The sequence below is a fragment of the Homoserinimonas sp. genome, assembly GCF_056262345.1.
In genome coordinates this window covers 1-18,934 of sequence record NZ_JBACFR010000088.1, presented here as the reverse complement: position 1 = coordinate 18,934, position 18,934 = coordinate 1, and the positions used below count along the sequence as shown (strand labels likewise).

The following is an 18,934-nucleotide window of genomic DNA, read 5'->3' as shown; positions in this document are numbered from 1 at the left end:
CGGCGGTTTCCAGATTCGTCGTCCACTATGACGCTGCATCCTGGCTGCTCCTCATCCGTCTACTCAACCCCAGTGCTCTCAGGGGGATCGGGCCACACTCGCCGGACTACGACGCCCAGTCTGCGTTGCGAGTCGCAGAGAATCTAATCGGGGAATGCAGAGGAGAGGCCTCCGACGACTTTGCTGAGTCAGGGGTCACAAGCGCTGTGTCGATGCGACTCGCGCGTCTATTGGCGCTTAGCGCACTGATAGATGACCTTGAAGGGGGAATACGGAGCGCCACCAAGGGCATGAAGTACCTCGTCCGCAGGCGTCACAAACCGAAAGTGGTGGAAAGTTCGGAGTTACTGGACGCTCTTTCCGAGTTCGATCTGCGCAATCGCTGGAACTCGATAGAACGACACGTCGAGCCGGATGGTCGCTCCAATTATGGCGATTCGGGTGATCCACCGATGCTGATCGCACTCCGATTCAACGAGGGCTTTGTAAAGGGTAGAACGTGGACTGGCCCGCTCGGTCGCGGCGACGCAGCCGACGGCTTCATCCAGTTCACGGCTCGTGTTTTTACAACCGGCGATTCGACCAATGCTGTCTTGGGGCGCGGGGCGCTCGACACATTCGAGAGTCCGGAAATGACCGCCGCTCTAGTAGTACTCAGTCACACGTTGCTGATCCGGATGATCGAGCGCGACCAGAACGCAGGCACCACGCTGGCGCGATACGGCACCCTGACTCTAGATTCGAAGGATCTCCTCGCTGCGGTCGATACCGCGCTGAGTCGTCCGACTGTCGCGGAATGGTTGGCTTTGCACGACCAACAGCATCTCTCCAGTGAGCGCGTTTTGCAGCTAATCGACCAGCAGTATCGATTCGGGACACGCAGCTACCCCGGCCGCGTTATTTACACACAGGGGACGAAGGCAATCATCGATGTCTGGTCCATTGCGTGGCACGCCACAGTCGGACTTCGGATCGACCCGACAGTGGGCGGTTCGCTGGTGAACGCGACCGCACAGGACTTCGAGGAAGCCGTGCAGTCAAGAATCGATGACACGCCGTTCGCCCCTCCTCCGCACCTCCGGTCATTGCGGGGCAAACCGCTTCGGAGTAACGGAAGGACGATCACCGATATCGATGCTCTTCTGGTTGTTCAAGACAAGCTCTTCTTAGTTTCATGCAAACGCGTGACGCTCCGGGTGGACTATCTGGCAGGAGACTACCGAAGCGTCCGCAACGCGCAGAGCCGAGTCGACCAAGCGTTGGAAGAATGGAACGAAAGGCTCGCTTTTCTACGCCGCGCGCCGGTCGGCGACAACTATGATTTCACCGGTTACGAAATCCAAGGGTTCGTCTTGGTACCTGAACTCGTCTTCACTGCACGACCAGCCGCCCGCGAACTGCTTCGAATCGGTCGCAGGAATCTCTTCTTCACTCGCCTTGAATCATTCGATCAGTTCGCTGCAGTTCTACAGATGGCGTGGGACCCCGGTTTCGCCTCCCCCTAAGAGCCTCCCAACGGATGCCGCGACGGGACCGCGAGCGCCATCGCACCAAGCCAAGATGTCGCGCGTCTCATGCGCCTGACGGCGGACGCGCAGCGATGCCCCGGCCACAGTCGGGGCTCGCCGCCACGTCGATCGGCACCGCGCACCATGGCTCAGCGCGAGTCTTGAGTTGCGTCGCCGCACATGTGCGACTGCAGCTGAACCCCGCATCTATCCCGCAAATTTGCAAGTAGACGGCGATAGGCCATGAGAGCGAGAAGCAAGGCTGATCAGGAGTTTGTCATGCCACTGCTAGTCCGCAGAAACCGCCAGCAAGGTCATACTCTTACTCGAAAGGTCACCGGATCGACGCCGGTCGGAGCCACTGAGATCCTCGTAAGGCTTCTACTTGCGGGGATTTCTTTATTTAAGCCGGAGTTTTCAGTCGACCACTCCGCATAGACCCTGCATTATTCAAATCAGGCCCTCGAGTCTCGCGACGACAGTTTGCGTGATCATTCACACACGTCGAGACACGACGGCGCTTGCCAACGCCGGCCTAGCCGCGGAGTAGCTCCGCAAGCTCGGCGAGGGTCTCGCGGGCAAGCGCCTGAACGACCGCGTCATGACTGGCCCAGGGCGCCGTCTGCGCGGTGAGGGCATTGACGAGTGCGCGGACCCGACGGCGACTCTGCTGGCTGAGGTCTAGCAGCGCGTCGTTCGCGTCATCCATACATGCCATGAGGATCACTGCGTCCTCAGCGTGTCGGCCTCGATCGCGAGAGTCTTCTAGGAAGGCTGCTCCCTTGAGCACGAGGGTGCCACGAAGTGTGGGGACCACGAGCCTGACGGTGTCCGATCCAGTTTCTACGTCGACGTTGATGGTCTGCTGGAGCGCACGAGTGCCGCCGGATATCCCGAACAGAGGTCGCCCCTGGTACCGGTGTCGTCGCCAGATGGACTGCCGGTCCGAGCACATCACGTCGACCCGGTCGGATCCTCGATCGAAGCGATATGCGTGCTTGGTGCTCTCATCCAGGACGTAGCCCGCCGCAGTCAGCAGTGCAGCTGCCTCGGCGAATGTGATCGCATTGGTCTCAAGGTGGAGTGCCGAGTCCACGTCTACTGTCGCGCGCGGCGACGGCAACCCGGCCAGTTCAGCGTGCAGCTTCACCATCAGGCCACCGACAAGTGTCCACGAGTTTTGCGGGAGCACGCGAGCAAGCTCGAAGGCGGAGGGCCAAGGCGACTCTTCCCATGCGCCGGATCGAGCATCGATGCCGATCAGCGGACGGTCGCTCATACGGCTCTCTGAGCTGCTGATAGCCATTCGGCTGCAGCGGCGCACTCGCGTGCATCGCCGTACACGAACAGCGCCATGGCCTCGAGTACTTTGCGGTGCGCCTCGTCACCTTCGACGACGGCGATATCTCCTGAGTCGTCGAGACCCAGACGCGCTCGCCTCGCTGCGCGAGTAGCGTCTTCCGCAATCAGAACGCCAAGGCCCCCTCCCGAGGAGAGGCCCAGCTCTGCGTCCAGCGTTGAGCGGAAGGTCTTCTTGACCTCGTCACTTACGGCACGCCTCAGCGTCACGCGACCACGGAGGATCTGACCAGCAAGCACTCCGACCTCAGCGCTACGGATGCGCTGCTTGAGCCGGCTCCGCTCGGTGCTGGTGAGCTTCGTGGTCGTCCCTGTCGCAAGGAGATCAAGAGCAGCCTGCTGCGTCGTGCTCGACCAGTCGCGGCCGCGGTGCGCGGTGCGCTCAAGCGCCTGCACCTGACGCTGCGAGATCGCGTGCGCCGCGCCCGCTCTCGCGGCAACGATGCGCCCGCTGGCGGCTGCGCGTCTCACCTGCCGGGAGCTGACGCCCAGCTTTTTGGCGACCTGCGAAGTGGACAAGGACATACATATATAGTCCCTTGTCGGACTATATATGTCAACAAAAGCCAGTAGGCCTGTTTTGCTGGTCTCTGTTGATGCCGCTGATCGCTCGGCCTCATGCTCGGGCCCCTCGGTCGTTAGGCCGAATGGGTCGAGCTGAACGCCGCGCATCTCGGGGTTCCGTTCGAGGTGCGAAGCCGGGTTTCAGGCGGGCTTATCGGGGTTTGTCCGTAGCTGCGCTCAGCGGCTAGAGCGTTAGGCGCTTGCCCCGTACGGGGCCTCTGGGTCGTGAGCACCGCTACGAGACCGCAAGTACCCACTAGCCGCGAAAGCAACGAAGTGCCCGCCTCCTGTCGAATCTCGCCATGGGCACTGCTCAGGTCAAGGCATCGCGAGGGCTGGGATGTATGCAACCAGGAAGTACGCCCCGAAGGGTGCGATGGCGAGAGCTGCGACGACCGCGATCAAAAAGGGTCGAGTCCAGGGACGTTTGCTCAGGGCGAGAAGCGTGGCAATAGTCCAAATCGCTGCCACGCCCCACGTGACAACCAGTCCGATTTCGGTCCGATCAACTAAGAAACAATTGCGCGGTGCAGGGAATATCGCCGCACAAACTGCGGGTCCGTTCGGCACGGCAAGTAACCAAACCACTGCGAGAGTGGCAACCGAAAGAAGTGTTGCAACAATAACCGGCCTTCGCGAGATAGGCCTTGGCTTGATCGCCATATTGGAACTTGTCTCAGTCAAGGCTCCCGACCTCCTCGTCATCATTCGTCAGTTGGGCGAAAGCCATTAGCTCTCGATTCTTAGGCAGTGTTGTGAGGGCGGAGCTAAGCCGCCCTCACAACATGCTATGGGGTAGTCGAAACTGTCCATCCTAGTTGGCTTGCGATCTGGGCGGCGGACGTTGCGTAGACCGTGGGGCTGCAAAGCCGACCAGATCCGCCCGGAACACCTTGGCAGACAGCCGGCGAGCCCAGGGGAATTGCGGAGATGATGGACACCGCTCGCCTCCTCAGCTCACCGCTTTGTGTGACGAGCGTGTACCCGGGGCCCCCGCTGTCGCCGTTTCCGACGCTGCATTGACACCGTTCATCGGGGTTGCTACGGCTGGGCTCTCGTTCCAAGTAGCTCTACTCGGGGTGGGGCTCCTTTTGTTTAACGGCCGGTTCCTCTCGACGGCGCTAGTCGCGCGCCCATAGGATCCGTCCATGAGGATGCGAATGGCCATGGTGTGCCTTGCTGCCGTGGCTACGTTGGCCGGATGCACGCTTGCGCCAGCCGAAGTGGCGCCCCCGCTCTCCGCGACGCCCAGCCCCTCACCGGCAGTTCCGACATCAGCGCCGCCGGCGAAGGAAATTGCTGCCCCTGACTGCGACGACACAGTGCCGTCGTTCCACAGAGAACAGTTCGAAACCAGTGACAACGGGATGCGCCTTGAGTCCGAATCCTTGTCTGAGCTATACGGGATCCCCATCCAACAAGGAATCACCTGCACCTCCTCTCCGAAGGACTGCTACTGCGACTACGTAGTGACCGTGGACTGGGGGCTCGTTGATAAGGCCGCGGCAGCGCAACTCGCCGCGAGCATCGCCAATTCCGTATCCGCTGGCCACTCGCTCACTTCTACCCCTGTAGCGGGAGGAATAATCCACTCCACGACTTTTGTGTCGGACTCCGATGTGCTGTGGAACGGAAGCGAACGCGCCACTCTTATCCGGGATGACGGCCAGGTGCTCGCTACAACGACGATTGACAACCTCCGCGAAATCGCGAGTGGGCTCGGTCTTTTGTAGGTCTGCCGTGAGCGGTCACGTTATGCACCAAACCAAAGCTTTTGGTGCAGTTTGCGGCCACTCAGCACGACGTCTCGCCTAGCCGCGCAGCATGGGCACGTGCGGGATGCCGTCTTCGAGAAACTCCGGGCCGCACGTGACGAAGCCGAAGCGGGCATACCAGCCCTCCAGGTAACGCTGGGCGTCCAGGATGATCGGCACCGAGCCGCACTCCGCGATCGCAAGTTCCATGAGTTGGGCGGAGAGCCCCTGCCCTCGCGCTGGCTGCGCTGTCGCGACGCGTCCGATGCGGCGGCGGTCAGCATCCGTTAGCAACCGCAGCGTCGAAACCACTGCGTCACCCTCCTGCGCCCAGAACTGCACGCTCTCGGGTTCGAGATCGCGGCCGTCGATGTCGTCGTAGGCGGCCTCCTGCTCGACCACGAAGACTGCGCTGCGAAGCCACAGGATGCGATACAACGTCTCGGGAGCAAGGTCACGGGTGCGGGCCGAGTGGAGGGTGACGGACATTCCGCCACTGTAACGGCGCATGGCGCGCGGCCCGCCCTGCCCCAACGGATATTCTGGATGCCGCACACACCGGCAATGGGGGGCAGCGTGTCAGAAACAATCGCGTCGACAAGCGATAGCCCGAGCATCGGCACGGGCCTCGCATGGGGCGTCAAGGACTCCTTTCTGCGCTACATCACCACGATGCCTGGCGGCTCCGCCACGACAAGCGGTGACGCGGCCACGACCCGTGAAGGCTCGTTCTACTTCGCGACCGCCGACCAGTCGGGCTTCGACACGACAGCCCTCACGGGCACGATCAAGTTCAGCGGACGCATCAACTTTGTCGGGCACTTCGGCGCCCTCAGCGTGAGCCTCGTCGACCCGTGGCTCATCTTGGACAGCGAGGGCGGCTCGCTCTCCGTCGAGTGGGGGACGGGCCCAGAGAGCCGCAGCGAGATCGTGCGCGTCATTCCGGACGCGCCTGTTGCCGCCGGCAGCGTGCTGGCGTGGCGGGCGGCGGAGACCTTCCTGTCGCCGCTGGCGGTTGCCCAGTTCAACAGCGTCTACCGCGCCGGCGAGCCATTCGCTCCCCTCGCGATTCGGGTGCTGCGCTAGCGCTAACCCGTAAGCGACGCGAGATACAGAGGGAACACATACTCGCTCGTGAGGGGCGCGATATCGGCCTCCCCCGTGTCGGCGGGGTCGAACCAGCGCACCTCTGCGATCTCTGCGGCGGCAGCCACGGGCGCATCCGTCGTTAGCGTGAACACCTCGCAGTCGACCAACCACCCCGGCTCGTTTGCCGCGGGAGCGCCGAAGCGCCCGAGGTAGCCAAAATCCTCCGGCGCGACATCGAGGGTTAGTTCCTCCGCAAGCTCGCGCACGATCGCCTCGAGCGCGCTCTCGCCCGCCTCGATCTTGCCGCCGGGCTGCATGAACGCGTGCGTGCCCTTCTTGCGCACGAGCAGTGCGCGTCCCTCACTGTCGAGAAGCAGTGCCGCCGCAAGGGTGAACGTGTGCGGATGCGCTGGTGAGGATTCGGATGTAGTGGCCACCTAATCAGGCTACCTGCGCGCAGACGTGCCCCTGCCCGCTCTGCCGCCGAGGGCTGTCGCCGCCCTCGGCACCATGCAACTCTGAGACCATGACGACGGTCTATACCATCGGGCACTCGACGCATCCGCTCGACGAGTTCGTGAGCATCCTGAAGCACCACGGCATCGGAATGGTTGCGGATGTGCGCACAATCGCACGGTCGCGGCACAACCCGCAGTTCAATGAGGAGTCCCTCGGCCCGAGCCTGGACTCCGCCGGCATCCGATATCAACGCCTTGAGGATCTCGGCGGGCTGCGCCACACAAATAAAAACTCCCCCAACGGCGCCTGGAGAAATCTGTCGTTCCGCGGCTACGCCGACTATATGCAGTCAGCGGCATTTAACGCCGCGGTCGAGAACCTCATTGCCTTGGCCGACACGGTAACGGTCGCGATTATGTGCGCGGAGGCGGTGCCCTGGCGCTGCCATCGGTCGCTCATCGGCGACGCTCTGCTCGTTCGCGGAGTAGAAGTATTCGACATCATCGGCATGGCCGCGCCAAAACCCGAGACGCTGACCCCGTTCGCCCACGTCGCCGGGACCACGATCACCTACCCGCCCGACAGCGACCCGGCGGAGGTGCCCGCGACGTGAAATGACGAAGGGCGCACCCACCACAGTGGATGCGCCCTTCGGACAGGCAGCGGCCCTACAGAGCCTTGACGGCGGACAGCACCTTGGTGAGCGACTCCTTGGCGTCACCAAAGAGCAGCGTCGTGGTCGGCTCGAACAGCAGCTCGTTCTCGATGCCGGCGAAGCCGGGGCGCATCGAGCGCTTGAGGAACACGACCTGGCTGGCCGACGACACCTCGAGAATGGGCATGCCGTAGATGGGCGAGCCGGGGCTCGTCTTGGCCGCGGGGTTCACGACGTCGTTCGCGCCAACGACGAGCACAACATCCGTGGTCTTGAACTTGGGGTTGACCTCGTCCATCTCCTGCAGCACCTCGTAGGGCACGTTGGCCTCAGCCAGAAGCACATTCATGTGACCGGGCATACGGCCGGCAACCGGGTGGATTCCGAAGACCACCTCAATGCCCTTGCCCTCGAGCGTCGTGGCGAGCTCCGCCATCGTGTGCTGAGCCTGAGCCACGGCCAGGCCGTAACCGGGAACCACGATTACACGCTGGGCGTAGCCGAGCAGGATCGCGATGTCCTCGGCAGAGCCGGACTTGACCGGGCGGTCGCTGACCGCGGTCGAACCCGCGGTCGAGCCGCCCTTGAACGCGCCGAAGATGATGCCGCTGACGCTGCGCCCCATGGCTGAGGCCATGGCACGGGTGAGGATGGTTCCCGATGCGCCGACAAGCGTTCCGGCCACGAGCAGCAGCACGTTGCCGAGCACGAGACCCGACGCGGCGACAGTGAGGCCCGTGAACGCGTTGAGCAGCGAGATCACGATCGGCACGTCCGCACCGCCGACGGGCAGAACGAGAAGCACACCACCGAGCAGACCGAGCGCGAGCAGGATGATCGCGGCGACGAAATCACCAGAGACCACGAGCCAAGCACCCGAGGCGAGAGCCGCGAGCAACACGAGCCCCATAACAACCTGCTGACCCGGGAAGGTAACCGGGCGCGTCGTCATGAGTTCCTGCAGCTTGGCAAACGTGATGCACGAACCGGAGAACGACACAGCGCCAACGAGAATCGTGAACGCCACCGCGAGGCCAGACCAGGGTCCATCAACATGCGCGAGTTCCAACAGCGCGACGATCGCCGCCGCACCACCGCCAACACCATTGAACAGCGCAACGAGCTGCGGCATCTGAGTCATCTTGACCCGACGCGACACCGGCGCGGCGATGGCCGAACCGACAACGATCGTGGCCAGGATGAGCGGGATGTTGTCCAGCTCGGTCGAGAGGAACACCACGACCATGGCGATAACGGCACCGACGGCACCGATCAGGTTGCCGCGGCGTGCCGACTTGGGCGAGCTGAGGCCCTTGAGGGCGAGGATGAAGCAGACCGCTGCGAGCAGGTAGAGCCCTGCGGTCCATTCGGGTGAGAGCACGTTCACTTGGTGGCCTCCGACTTAGCGGCCGGCTTGCGTCCGGCAAACATCTCGAGCATGCGGTCGGTGACAACGAAGCCGCCGACGAGGTTGACGGTCGCGAGGAGAACTGCGAGGAGCGCTGCGATGAGCACCCACACATCCTCAGCCTGACCTGCGACGATCACGGCGCCGACCAGGATGATTCCGTGGATCGCGTTAGCGCCAGACATCAGCGGGGTGTGGAGGGTGCTCGACACCTTGGCGACGACCTCGAAGCCCACGAACACTGACAGCACGAACACTGTCAACAGGGTCATGGCATCCATTATTTGTCTCCCTTCGGCGCTGCTGCCGCGAGGGCTTCGCGCGTGGGCTCATGCGTGACGGCGCCGTCGTGGGTGAGGCTCGCGCCGCGCACAATTTCGTCGGCGAAGTCGGGCTCGACCTTGCCGTCGACGGTCATGAGCGAAATGAGGTTGGCCACGTTCTTGGCATACAGACGCGAGGCATCGAAGGGCATCGTGGAGGCGACATCCTTCATTCCGACGATCGTGATCGTGCCACCACCGGGCAGCGAGATCGCGGTGTCTTCACCGGCGACGCTGCCCTCGACGTTGCCACCGGTCTCGGCAGCGAGGTCGATGATCACCGAACCGGGCTTCATGCCGAGAAGCATCTCTGCCGTGATGAGACGGGGTGCCGCGCGGCCGGGGATAGCGGCCGTCGTGATGACGATGTCCGACTCCGAAACGTGCGGGGTGAGCAGCTCGCGCTGGCGGCGCGCGCGGTCTTCTGCGAGCTCCTTGGCGTAGCCGCCGCTGGCATCCGCAGTGCCGAGATCGAGGCTGATGAAGGTTCCACCCATCGACTTGACCTCGTCGGCGGATGCTTCACGCACGTCGTTTGCCGAGACGCGGGCACCGAGGCGCTTGGCCGTTGCGATGGCCTGCAGGCCCGCGACGCCCGCACCGAGCACAAGAACCTTGGCGGGCGGGATGGTGCCGGCCGCGGTCATGAACAGGGGGAAGAAGCGGGGGAGGCGCATCGCGGCCTCAAGCACGCAGCGGTATCCCGCTACGAGTGCCTGCGACGTGAGGGCATCCATCGACTGGGCACGAGAAATGCGGGGAACCAGCTCGAGTGCGAAGGACGTGACCCTGGCGTCGTGCAGCGCTGCGACCGCCGGCAGGCTCGATGCGGGGGATGCCAACCCCACGGTGATGGCACCCTCGCGCAGTGCGCCGATCAGCTCGACCGACAGCGGCCGCACATGGGCCAGCACTTCGAGCTCGCCGGGGGCGATTGAATCGACGACGGTGGCACCGGCGGCGACAAAGTCGGCGTCGGGGTATCCGGCCGCTTCGCCGGCACCCCGTTCGATTGTTACGGTGAGCCCTTCGCCCACCAACTGGCGCACCGATTCGGGGGTGGCCGCTACGCGACGCTCCCCCGGCTCGGGCTCCCTGAGAACTCCTACATTCATGACGCTCCTTCTGGCTGTTGCCGCGTGAAACCTCCGAAAAATTAGCAGCAGACCGACGGTTTAAGAGGCTCGATCTGGGAACACTACGAGATAAGAACCGCATTTCTTTCTATATGGCGGCAGTTTTGCGAAATCGCGACGAGACGCTCTGGCGAGCGCATTCCGGCAACGGAATGGATCGAAAACGCGCGCCGCTGGCCAATTCCCGCTGGGGCATCATGCCGAAAACTTCGCCTTAGCCTCGCCAACCACCCCTTGCGCCTCTCGCCGTCTCGGGTCACCTTGTAGCCATGGAATCTTCAGCGAAGAAGGACATCACCAGGCAAATCGTCGTCATCGTCAGCGCCCTCATCGCCGTATTCGGCGGCTTTTATGGGTCGGGCGCTGCGGGCGGCACTCAGATCGCGGATGCCGCAGGCGGAGCGCTGCAAGAGGACTCGACCACGATCGCCCCCGGCGGCCCAGCGTTCGCCATCTGGAGCGTCATCTATCTCGGCCTGATCGCGTTCGCCATCTGGCAGGCGCTGCCGGCGCAACGAAGCGACCCCCGCCAGCGGGCACTGGGCTACCCCATCGCCGCCACCATGCTGCTCAATGCCGCCTGGATCGCCAGCGTGCAAGCGGGCATCATCTGGCTGAGCGTCGTGGTCATCGCCGTGTTGCTCGCCGTCTTGGTGTGGGCGTTCCTCGTCACGCTTCGGCTGCGCCCCCACAGCATCATCGAGTCTGTCGTGGTCGACGGCACAATCGGGCTCTATCTGGGGTGGGTGACGATCGCAACCGTGGCCAACATCGCTGCGGCTCTCGCGGCATCGGGGTTCGACGGGCTTGGAATCTCTGCCGATGTCTGGGGCAGCATCCTCGCAATCGCCGCCGGAATCATCGGCATCGGTTATGCCGTGCGCGGTGCCGGTCGCCTCGCACCCACGGCAGCGCTGTGCTGGGCACTCTCGTGGGTGGCCTTCGCCCGGCTCACCGGAGATCTCATCAGCACCCCCACTGCGATCAGCGCCATCGTCTCGGCGAGCGTGCTCTTGATCGTCACCGTCACGATTCGGGTGCGCAGCGCACGGAGTTCACGCATCGCAACCACGGGCTCACCGCTGCCGAGCAGGAACCGCTAAGCCAACCCCGCTTAGGCTTATCCACATGGCAACCATCGACCTGACCAACGCCGACTTCGAGAAGACCGTGACGGCCCCCGGCATCACGCTCGTGGACTTTTGGGCGGAATGGTGCGGCCCCTGCAAGCAGTTCGGCCCGATCTTCGAGCAGGCGAGCGAAACCAACACCGACGTGACCTTCGCCAAGGTCGACACCGAGGCCGAGCAGGCACTTGCCGCGGCCGCTGGCATCACCTCGATCCCAACCCTGATGGCGTTCCGCGACGGTGTGCTCGTTTTTTCACAGGCTGGCGCGCTGCCGGCCCCGGCACTCGACGAGGTGATCACGGCCGTTCGTGGCCTCGACATGCAGCAAGTGTGGGCGCAGATCCGCGCTCAGGAGGCCGAGCAACCGACCGCGTAGGGCTTGCGGCGCCAGCCCTGCCTGGAGGAGCCTTTAGAGCGTCTGCGCGGCGAACGTGTCGCAGGCGCCGGTGCCGCCCTCATACCCGGCTTCAAACCACCGCTGCCGCTGATCGCTTGATCCGTGCGTCCACGTGTGCGGGTTCACTTCGCCTCCTGCGCTGCTCTGGATGCGGTCGTCGCCGATGACGGATGCCGCATTGAGCGCATCCTGAACCTGGGCGCGCGTCACGGGCTCAAGCAGCGTCTGCCCATTGGCATCGGGCACCGAGGAGGCCCCACCAACCCAGGCACCGGCAAGGCAGTCCGCCTGCAGCTCGAGCCGCACCGAGTCAGAAGTCGGGCCGCTGTCCCCTCGCTGCGCGCGATCCATAACTCCCGTGATGTTTTGGATGTGGTGCCCCCACTCGTGCCCAACGACATACATCTGAGCGAGGGGGCCGCCCTCCGCGCCGAAGCGCGAGCGCAGCTCGTCGTAGAAGCTCACGTCGAGATAGACCGTCGAGTCGCCCGGGCAATAGAACGGGCCAACCGCGCTAGTGGCAGAGCCGCAGGCCGTTGACACCGACTCCTCAAAGAGCACGAACTCGGGCAGGGCGTAGCCCGACCCCAGCTCCTCGGCCCAGAAGTCGTCGAGCGACTGGGCCGTGAAGTCGAGCCGGCACTCGACAACCGCGTTCGCATCCGCGCCGGTCTCGCAGCCCTCCAACGGTGAGTCCTGTGAGGACGTGGCCCCACCGCCGAGCGCGTCGCCCCCCACCAGTCCGCTCAAGTCAACCCCCAAGAACGAGGAGACGAGCAGGATGACGATGAGACCGACTCCGCCGCCTCCAACCGCGAGGCCGGTGTTGCGCCCCCTCTTGCTCACTCGGGAACCGCTACTGCGCGCGTTGTCGTTGAAAGTCACGCCTCGAAGGTACCCCGTGACGCCATCCGACAGCCAGCAGAACCGCTATCAGTTGGGACGAAACGACTCGACCCCCCAAATGGGGGGGTATCGCATGAGGAATGTTCGGCCTAGTGTTGGCCCCCAATCCCCCATTCGGGGGTAACCCCCTATGGGGGCACCGTGGCTCCCACCGCTACGGATCTGCGCCACCAGCATTACCAGGTTCATCGGATCCATTCACTCCTCAGCCATGCGCGAGGGCATTATTTGGCGTACCCAAATCCGCCCAATGTCTCCTCACGCGTAGTTAGGGGGTAACCGCCCACCCGTTCGCTGTTCCCGCAGCGAAGGCCACCCCGCAGGCCGCACCCGTTCCCGACACCGTTTCGCTTCCCACGGCGAATCGAAGACCGCACCCTCCAGTGCGTTTTTTGCACACCACGCCCCTCTGCTGGTGTTGTATTGCGCCCTCGATCTGACGCCGACGATGCCCCGGATCACCTCGCCCGCTCACCCCGCGAGCGCATTTACCTGTACCCCCGATCTACAGGACGAGCGATGACCCATTCCGGAACGAGCCTTCCCCGGCTCTCTAGCCCCACTAACCGCCGCGACCGCGCCCACAGGTCGCTTCACCTCGTAGAGAATGACCCGGCCCGACCTGTCTCCACGACGTCGGGGCGGTTCTGGGCGCGGCAGTATCGCCATCGACTGCGAGTCACCGATAGCGCGATCGTCGCGGGTATCGTCGCCGCGGCCTTTGCCCTCTCCACCCTCGACTCGCCCCCCGTCACGGGTTCACTCGTTGGCCACGCCCTGATCGCGGTTGCCGCCGCGGCCCTGTGGCTCATCCTGCTGAGCGCCTTCCGCACCCGCGAATACCGAGTTCTGAGCGTGGGCATCACCGAGTACACGCGCCTCGTCAATGCCTGCACCACCACATTCGGCATCCTCGCAATCTGCTGCATCATCGCCCAGTCGGGCCCCATCAGCTGGTACTTCATCTCGGCGTTCCCACTGGGGCTCGTCTCGCTCGTGATCAGCCGCTGGCTGTGGCGCAAGTGGCTCTCACACCAGGGGCGGCTCGGGCACTCTCTTTCTCGCGTGATCGTGGTCGGGCGCAAGGCCGATGTCGACTACGTGATCCGTCAGTTTTCGAGCGCGTCACGGGCGGCCTACGCGGTTGTGGGGGCCGTAGTCGACGGAGGCGCAACCTCTATCGCCGCCGTGCCGACCCACCACGATCTAGACCAGGTCGCGGCGATGGCGGCGCACCTGGGAGCGGATGCCGTGGTCGTCGCCGGCACTCCGAGCGGCCGGGCAGATTTTATCCGCACCCTCTCGTGGCAGCTTGAGGGAACGGCCACCGAGCTCATCCTCGCAACCAACCTCGCCAATATCGCTGGGCCGCGCATCCACCTCAGGCCCATGGAGGGTTTGCCACTAATCCACGTGGAGATTCCGCAGTTCGACGGCGCGAAGCACGTGCTCAAGCGGGCGTTCGACGTGGTCGTTGCCGCGACCGCCCTGGTGGTGCTGCTGCCCGTGCTGGCCATGATCGCCGCGGCCGTGCGCTTCGACAGTGCTGGGCCAGCGTTCTTCACGCAGGAGCGCGTCGGCCGCGACGGCCGGTTGTTTACGATGTGGAAGTTTCGCACGATGACTCAGGAGGCACCCGAAGCGCTCGAGCCGCTGCTGAACCAGAACGAGAGCGGTGGAGTTCTCTTCAAAATGCGCAATGACCCCCGGGTGACCCGCATCGGAAGGGTCCTGAGGCGGCACTCGCTCGACGAGCTGCCCCAGCTGTGGAACATCATCACAGGAGACATGAGTCTGGTAGGGCCCCGGCCACCGCTCGCCCGGGAGGTCGAACAGTACGAAGACCACGTGCACCGTCGCCTCTACATTCGCCCCGGCCTCACCGGCATGTGGCAGATCAACGGCCGCTCCGACCTGAGCTGGGAGCAAAGCGTGCAGTTGGATCTCTACTACGTGGAGAACTGGTCGCTCGTGGGCGACATTGTGATCATGTGGCGCACGGTTCGCCAGGTCAGCCACCCGGTCGGGGCGTACTGATGCCGCATTCCCGCAACCACAACGACGGCCGCCCGCTGCATTTCGCGATGATCGGAACTCGGGGCGTGCCCGCAACCTATGGCGGATTCGAAACAGCCGTAGAAGAGATCGGCGCACGGCTGGTCGAGCTAGGCAACGAGGTCACCGTATACTGCCGCACGGCGGATACAAGCCTCAAGCACTACCGCGGCATGGCCCTCGTGCACCTTCCAGCCCTCAAGCTCAAAGCTGCCGAGACCCTCAGCCATTCGGCGCTCTCCGTCGGCCACCTCACTTTTTCTCGCCGGCCCGATGTGGCCTTCGTCTTCAACGCGGCGAATGCCCCCTTCGTGCCCTGGCTGCGCGCGCTCGGAATTCCCACGGCGGTCCACGTTGACGGACTCGAATGGATGCGCGCCAAATGGAAAGGGCTGGGACGCCGCTACTACCGCCTCGTCGAGAAGCTTGCGGTGATGTGGTCAGACGCCCTCATCGCGGACGCCCAGGGGATCGCCGACTACTACGACCGCACTTTTGCGGCCCCCACAGAACTGCTCACCTACGGAACGCGCATCCTCACCGATGTTGGGTCATCTCGCATCGCGGAATTGGGCCTTGAACCCGGCCGGTATCACCTGGTGGTCGCCCGCTTCGAACCAGAAAACCATGTGGACATCATCGTGGACGCCTACTCGCGCAGCGCATCCACTCTGCCCCTCATCGTGGTCGGCAGCGCCCCCTATGCGGCGGCCTACACGCACAAGATCACCGGCCTCGCAGAAGGGGACCCTCGAATTCGACTCCTCGGCGGGGTCTGGGACCAGGTTCAGCTCGACGAGCTGTACGCAAACGCCCTCACCTATGTCCACGGACATTCGGTCGGGGGTACTAACCCGTCGCTGCTGCGCGCAATGGGAGGTGGGACTTCCGTGCTCGCCTATGACATCGAATTCAATCGGGAGGTGCTCGGAGACGAAGCCGGGTTCTTCGGATCGGTTTCGTCCCTGACGCACCAATTTGATGAAGCAGAGAGCGACCCTGACCGTCACGCGGCGGTGGGGCTGCGCCTGCAGCGACGGGCCCACAACAACTACGACTGGAACGCAGTCGCAAATGGCTACGAGGAGTTGGGTCGGCGACTAGCCGCCGGCTACAGCATCCGGGCTTCACGCCCGAACCGAACGACCACCCGAACCGACACAACACCGAGGTTGCCATGACCCGCTCAGGTTCTGCGCGAATATCTGCTCTTTCGACAAAGGTTGCCGCAGCGCTTACGGCCTCGGTACTCATGCTCGCGCTGCTGCTGGCAACGCCTCCTCCCGCCGTCGCCGACACCGCGCCCGTCGACCCTGCCGTGCCCAAGACGGTTGCTGCGGATGGTCTGCCGACCGTGCAGATCAACGGGGTCGCCTGGTCGCAGGTGATCATAGGAAACACCGTTTATGTGGGGGGCGAATTCACCTCGGCTAGGCCAGCGGGCTCCGCGCGCGGTGTCAACGAAGTGCCTCGCACACATCTGCTCGCCTATAACCTCGCAACGGGCGCCCTCATCACGACCTTTAACCCTGTGCTGAACGGCCAGGTTCTCGGCCTTGCCGCATCCCCCGATGGCACCAGGCTTTACGCCGTCGGCGACTTCACCCAGGTCAATGGCGCGACCTTCTCTCGCGCGGTTGCCTTCTCGGTGCCGACCGGGCAGACCATCAACTCGTTCAAGCCGATTCTCAGCACGCAGGGCCGCGCCATCGTTGCGACGGCAGACACGGTGTATCTCGGCGGCAACTTCACCAGCGTGAGCGGCGTTGCTCGCAACCGGGTGGCCGCCGTAGCCGCATCCAACGGCGCAGTGCTGCCCTTTAACGCGAACGCCAACAGCGCGGTCAATGCTCTCGCGCTCACCAAGAATGGCTCCAAGCTCATCGTTGCGGGAAAGTACTCGACCCTTGGCGGTGCAGCGGTGCGTGGCCTGGGGGCCGTGGATCCCACGAGCGGTGCTGTGCAACCGTGGGCCGTCAACAACACCGTTTATGCATCCGGCGAAAGCGCCGCATTCGTGAGCCTCTATGCCGACGACGACGCGGTCTACGGCACCGCTTGGGCGTGGGGAAAGAACGACGGCAACCTTGAGGGCGTCTTTAGCGCCAACCCGGACACGGGCGCCATCATCTGGCTCAACGACTGCCACGGAGATACGTATTCGGTGTACCCGATGGGCGACGTCGTGTACTCGGTGGGCCATGCGCACTACTGCGGCAATATTGGCGGCTTTCCTCAGCCCGACCCGTGGGTTTTTCACCGCGCGACAGCCACAACCAAAGCCGCTACCGGCACGGTTACGCGGGACCCGCACGGCTACTACAACTTTGAAGGCAACCCCAGCCCGACCCTCTTGAACTGGTTCCCCAACCTGAACGCAGGCACGTATACGGGGCAGAATCAGGGGCCGTGGAACATCACCGGCAACGGACAGTACGTGGTGCAAGGTGGCGAATTCACGACGGTCAACGGTGTTGCCCAGCAGGGCCTCGTGCGCTTTGCCGTCTCGAGCATTGCGCCCAACAAGATAGGGCCGCAGTCGAATGAGGGCCTAACGCCCAGCGTCGTGTCATTCAAGACCGGGGAGGCCCGCGTCTCCTGGCAGGCGACCTCCGACCGGGATAACAGCGACCTCACTTATAAGGTCACTCGCAACGGCGTTGTCGTTCACACCGTGGTGCAGTCGTCGAACTTCTGGACCCGACCCACCATGGGCTTCACCGACACCGGCCTCGCACCGGGGTCGAGACACCTCTATCGCGTCTACGCCTACGATCCGTTCAGCAACGAGGCAAGCAGAACCGCGATCTACGTGACGATCGCCACAGCCGATGCCTCCAACGACTACGCCGAAGCGGTCGCCGAAGACGACCCCTCGGCCTACTGGCCGCTCGATGAGCCGAGCGGAACCGTGGCCTACGACCACGAGGGGTTCAGCGACCTCACCCTGGGGAGCGGCGTGGCGCGAGGAGCGGCCGGGGCAGTCTCCGGCAATGCCGCTTCCGACTTTGACGGCACCTCATCGGGATTCGGGACGACCGCTTCCCCCAGCGCTGGCCCGAGTTCCTTCACGGTCGAAGCCTGGATCAACACCACCACTGACAAGGGTGGCAAGATCATCGGCTTCGGCAACAGCGCTACCGGCAACAGCGGAAGCTACGACCGCCACGTCTATATGGATAATTCTGGCCGCATCTGGTTCGGAGTCCACCCCGGCGGCGTGCGCACGGTCAACAGTTCGGCATCCTTCAACAACGGAGCGTGGCACCACGTCGCCGCATCGCTCGGCGCCAACGGCATGCGTCTTTTCGTCGACGGAAACCTCGTCGGAAGCCGAGACGACGTTACGAGCGCGCAGGCCTACGACGGCGTCTGGCGCGTGGGCGGAGACAACACCGGCGGCTGGTCGTCTCAGCCCTCAAGCAACTATTTCGATGGCGCCATCGATGAGGTCGCCGTCTACCCCACCGTGCTCACCCGATCTGATCTCGTTTCGCACTACGTGGCATCCGGTCGCACGTCGCCGTTGCCCGCAGCACCCGCGGACAACTATGGCAAGGCCGTCTACGACAGCGACCCGACGCTGTATTGGCGTCTCAACGACACGACGGGAACCGCCGTCGCCGACTCCGGCCCCAACGGAAACCCCGGCGTGTTCAGCGGAGGAGTGACCAAGAACGTGGCGGGAGCGATCACGGGCACCTCCAACCGAGCGGTGAACTTCGGCGGCACGTCCGGCGTGGCCGGCAGCTCTGAGCAGTTCACCAATCCGTCGACCTACTCGCTCGAGACCTGGTTCAAGACCACCACGACCCAGGGCGGAAAGCTCATCGGGTTCGGAGACCAACGCACCGCGCTCTCGAGCAGCTACGACCGTCACATCTATATGCAAGACGATGGGGCACTCGTGTTCGGAACGTGGACCGGTTCAACAAACACGATCACGAGCGCGACCGGCCTGAACAACGGCGAATGGCACCACGCCGTTGGCACCCAGTCCTCGGCGGGGATGGCGCTCTACGTTGACGGGGTTCTTGTGGGAACCAATCCTGCGACGGGCGCTCAGGAATACTCGGGGTACTGGCGCACCGGCGGCGACACGACCTGGGGATCAAGCAGCAGCTACTTCGCCGGAACACTCGACGAGGTTGCCGTCTATTCGACCGCATTGCCCGCATCGACCGTTTCGGG

17 protein-coding genes are annotated in these 18,934 nt (G+C 63.9%); 9 read left to right on the top strand and 8 right to left on the bottom strand.

Going from position 1 to position 18,934, the window contains the following annotated elements; translation table 11 throughout:
* Positions 1-290: 290 nt before the first annotated feature.
* Entirely contained in the window at positions 291-1,505 is a 1,215-nt protein-coding gene (locus tag AC062T_RS04460; protein WP_476027770.1) for a hypothetical protein, read from the top strand.
* 538 nt (positions 1,506-2,043) lie between these two features.
* Here the strand turns inward: AC062T_RS04460 and AC062T_RS04455 are convergent.
* Positions 2,044-2,787, bottom strand: coding sequence for a hypothetical protein (locus AC062T_RS04455; RefSeq protein ID WP_476027768.1), 744 nt, complete (start codon positions 2,785-2,787; stop codon positions 2,044-2,046).
* Positions 2,784-3,392, bottom strand: coding sequence for a hypothetical protein (locus AC062T_RS04450; RefSeq protein ID WP_476027766.1), 609 nt, complete (start codon positions 3,390-3,392; stop codon positions 2,784-2,786). The genes AC062T_RS04455 and AC062T_RS04450 overlap by 4 nt, the downstream gene beginning before the upstream one ends.
* Before the next feature lie 1,187 nt (positions 3,393-4,579).
* Between AC062T_RS04450 and AC062T_RS04445 the strand changes: the two genes are divergently transcribed.
* The gene (locus AC062T_RS04445) at positions 4,580-5,164 is read left to right on the top strand and encodes a hypothetical protein (RefSeq protein WP_476027764.1); all 585 of its coding nucleotides are present in this window, start codon (positions 4,580-4,582) and stop codon (positions 5,162-5,164) included.
* 78 nt (positions 5,165-5,242) lie between these two features.
* Here the strand turns inward: AC062T_RS04445 and AC062T_RS04440 are convergent, their stop codons facing one another.
* Entirely contained in the window at positions 5,243-5,674 is a 432-nt protein-coding gene (locus tag AC062T_RS04440; RefSeq protein ID WP_476027762.1) for a GNAT family N-acetyltransferase, read from the bottom strand.
* Positions 5,675-5,761: 87 nt separating this feature from the next.
* On the opposite strand from AC062T_RS04440, the gene AC062T_RS04435 reads away from it, so the two are divergent.
* Positions 5,762-6,271 carry an HtaA domain-containing protein gene (locus AC062T_RS04435; protein ID WP_476027760.1) on the top strand — a complete coding sequence of 170 codons (510 nt, stop codon included), beginning with the start codon at positions 5,762-5,764 and terminating at the stop codon, positions 6,269-6,271.
* A gap of 2 nt (positions 6,272-6,273) precedes the next feature.
* Here the strand turns inward: AC062T_RS04435 and AC062T_RS04430 are convergent, their stop codons facing one another.
* Positions 6,274-6,711: an NUDIX hydrolase gene (locus AC062T_RS04430; RefSeq protein WP_476027758.1), complete on the bottom strand. Its 438-nt coding sequence runs from the start codon at positions 6,709-6,711 to the stop codon at positions 6,274-6,276.
* Between the two features lie 89 nt (positions 6,712-6,800).
* Between AC062T_RS04430 and AC062T_RS04425 the strand changes: the two genes are divergently transcribed.
* Complete coding sequence (locus tag AC062T_RS04425) at positions 6,801-7,346, top strand: DUF488 domain-containing protein (RefSeq protein ID WP_476027756.1); 546 nt, start codon at positions 6,801-6,803, stop codon at positions 7,344-7,346.
* A 55-nt stretch (positions 7,347-7,401) separates the two neighbouring features.
* Here AC062T_RS04425 and AC062T_RS04420 read toward each other — a convergent pair whose 3' ends face one another.
* From AC062T_RS04420 to AC062T_RS04410, 3 genes are read right to left on the bottom strand one after another with little or no spacing between them, the layout of a single operon-like run.
* Positions 7,402-8,775 (bottom strand): NAD(P)(+) transhydrogenase (Re/Si-specific) subunit beta, encoded by a 1,374-nt coding sequence (locus AC062T_RS04420; RefSeq protein ID WP_476027754.1) that lies wholly within the window; start codon positions 8,773-8,775, stop codon positions 7,402-7,404.
* Positions 8,772-9,077 carry an NAD(P) transhydrogenase subunit alpha part 2 gene (locus AC062T_RS04415; protein WP_108518029.1) on the bottom strand — a complete coding sequence of 102 codons (306 nt, stop codon included), beginning with the start codon at positions 9,075-9,077 and terminating at the stop codon, positions 8,772-8,774. The genes AC062T_RS04420 and AC062T_RS04415 overlap by 4 nt, the downstream gene beginning before the upstream one ends.
* Complete coding sequence (locus AC062T_RS04410; RefSeq protein WP_476027752.1) at positions 9,077-10,234, bottom strand: Re/Si-specific NAD(P)(+) transhydrogenase subunit alpha; 1,158 nt, start codon at positions 10,232-10,234, stop codon at positions 9,077-9,079. Before AC062T_RS04410 ends, AC062T_RS04415 begins: the two co-directional genes overlap by 1 nt.
* 290 nt (positions 10,235-10,524) lie before the next feature.
* Between AC062T_RS04410 and AC062T_RS04405 the strand changes: the two genes are divergently transcribed.
* Both AC062T_RS04405 and trxA read left to right on the top strand, forming a co-directional pair.
* Entirely contained in the window at positions 10,525-11,358 is an 834-nt protein-coding gene (locus AC062T_RS04405; RefSeq protein WP_476027750.1) for a tryptophan-rich sensory protein, read from the top strand.
* A gap of 25 nt (positions 11,359-11,383) precedes the next feature.
* A complete protein-coding gene (trxA, locus tag AC062T_RS04400; RefSeq protein WP_108518033.1) occupies positions 11,384-11,761 on the top strand; it encodes a thioredoxin in 378 nt (125 codons plus the stop codon).
* A gap of 33 nt (positions 11,762-11,794) precedes the next feature.
* Here the strand turns inward: trxA and ypfJ are convergent, their stop codons facing one another.
* Complete coding sequence (gene ypfJ, locus AC062T_RS04395) at positions 11,795-12,667, bottom strand: KPN_02809 family neutral zinc metallopeptidase (protein ID WP_476027748.1); 873 nt, start codon at positions 12,665-12,667, stop codon at positions 11,795-11,797.
* A gap of 540 nt (positions 12,668-13,207) precedes the next feature.
* On the opposite strand from ypfJ, the gene AC062T_RS04390 reads away from it, so the two are divergent.
* The 3 genes from AC062T_RS04390 to AC062T_RS04380 form a co-directional block, all read left to right on the top strand.
* Positions 13,208-14,725 (top strand): sugar transferase, encoded by a 1,518-nt coding sequence (locus AC062T_RS04390; protein WP_476027746.1) that lies wholly within the window; start codon positions 13,208-13,210, stop codon positions 14,723-14,725.
* 47 nt (positions 14,726-14,772) lie between these two features.
* On the top strand, positions 14,773-15,924 hold the full coding sequence (locus tag AC062T_RS04385) for a DUF1972 domain-containing protein (protein ID WP_476027744.1): 1,152 nt from the start codon (positions 14,773-14,775) through the stop codon (positions 15,922-15,924).
* Positions 15,921-18,934: LamG domain-containing protein (locus AC062T_RS04380; protein ID WP_476027742.1), on the top strand; the 3,014-nt coding region annotated here is incomplete at its 3' end. The genes AC062T_RS04385 and AC062T_RS04380, both read left to right, overlap by 4 nt.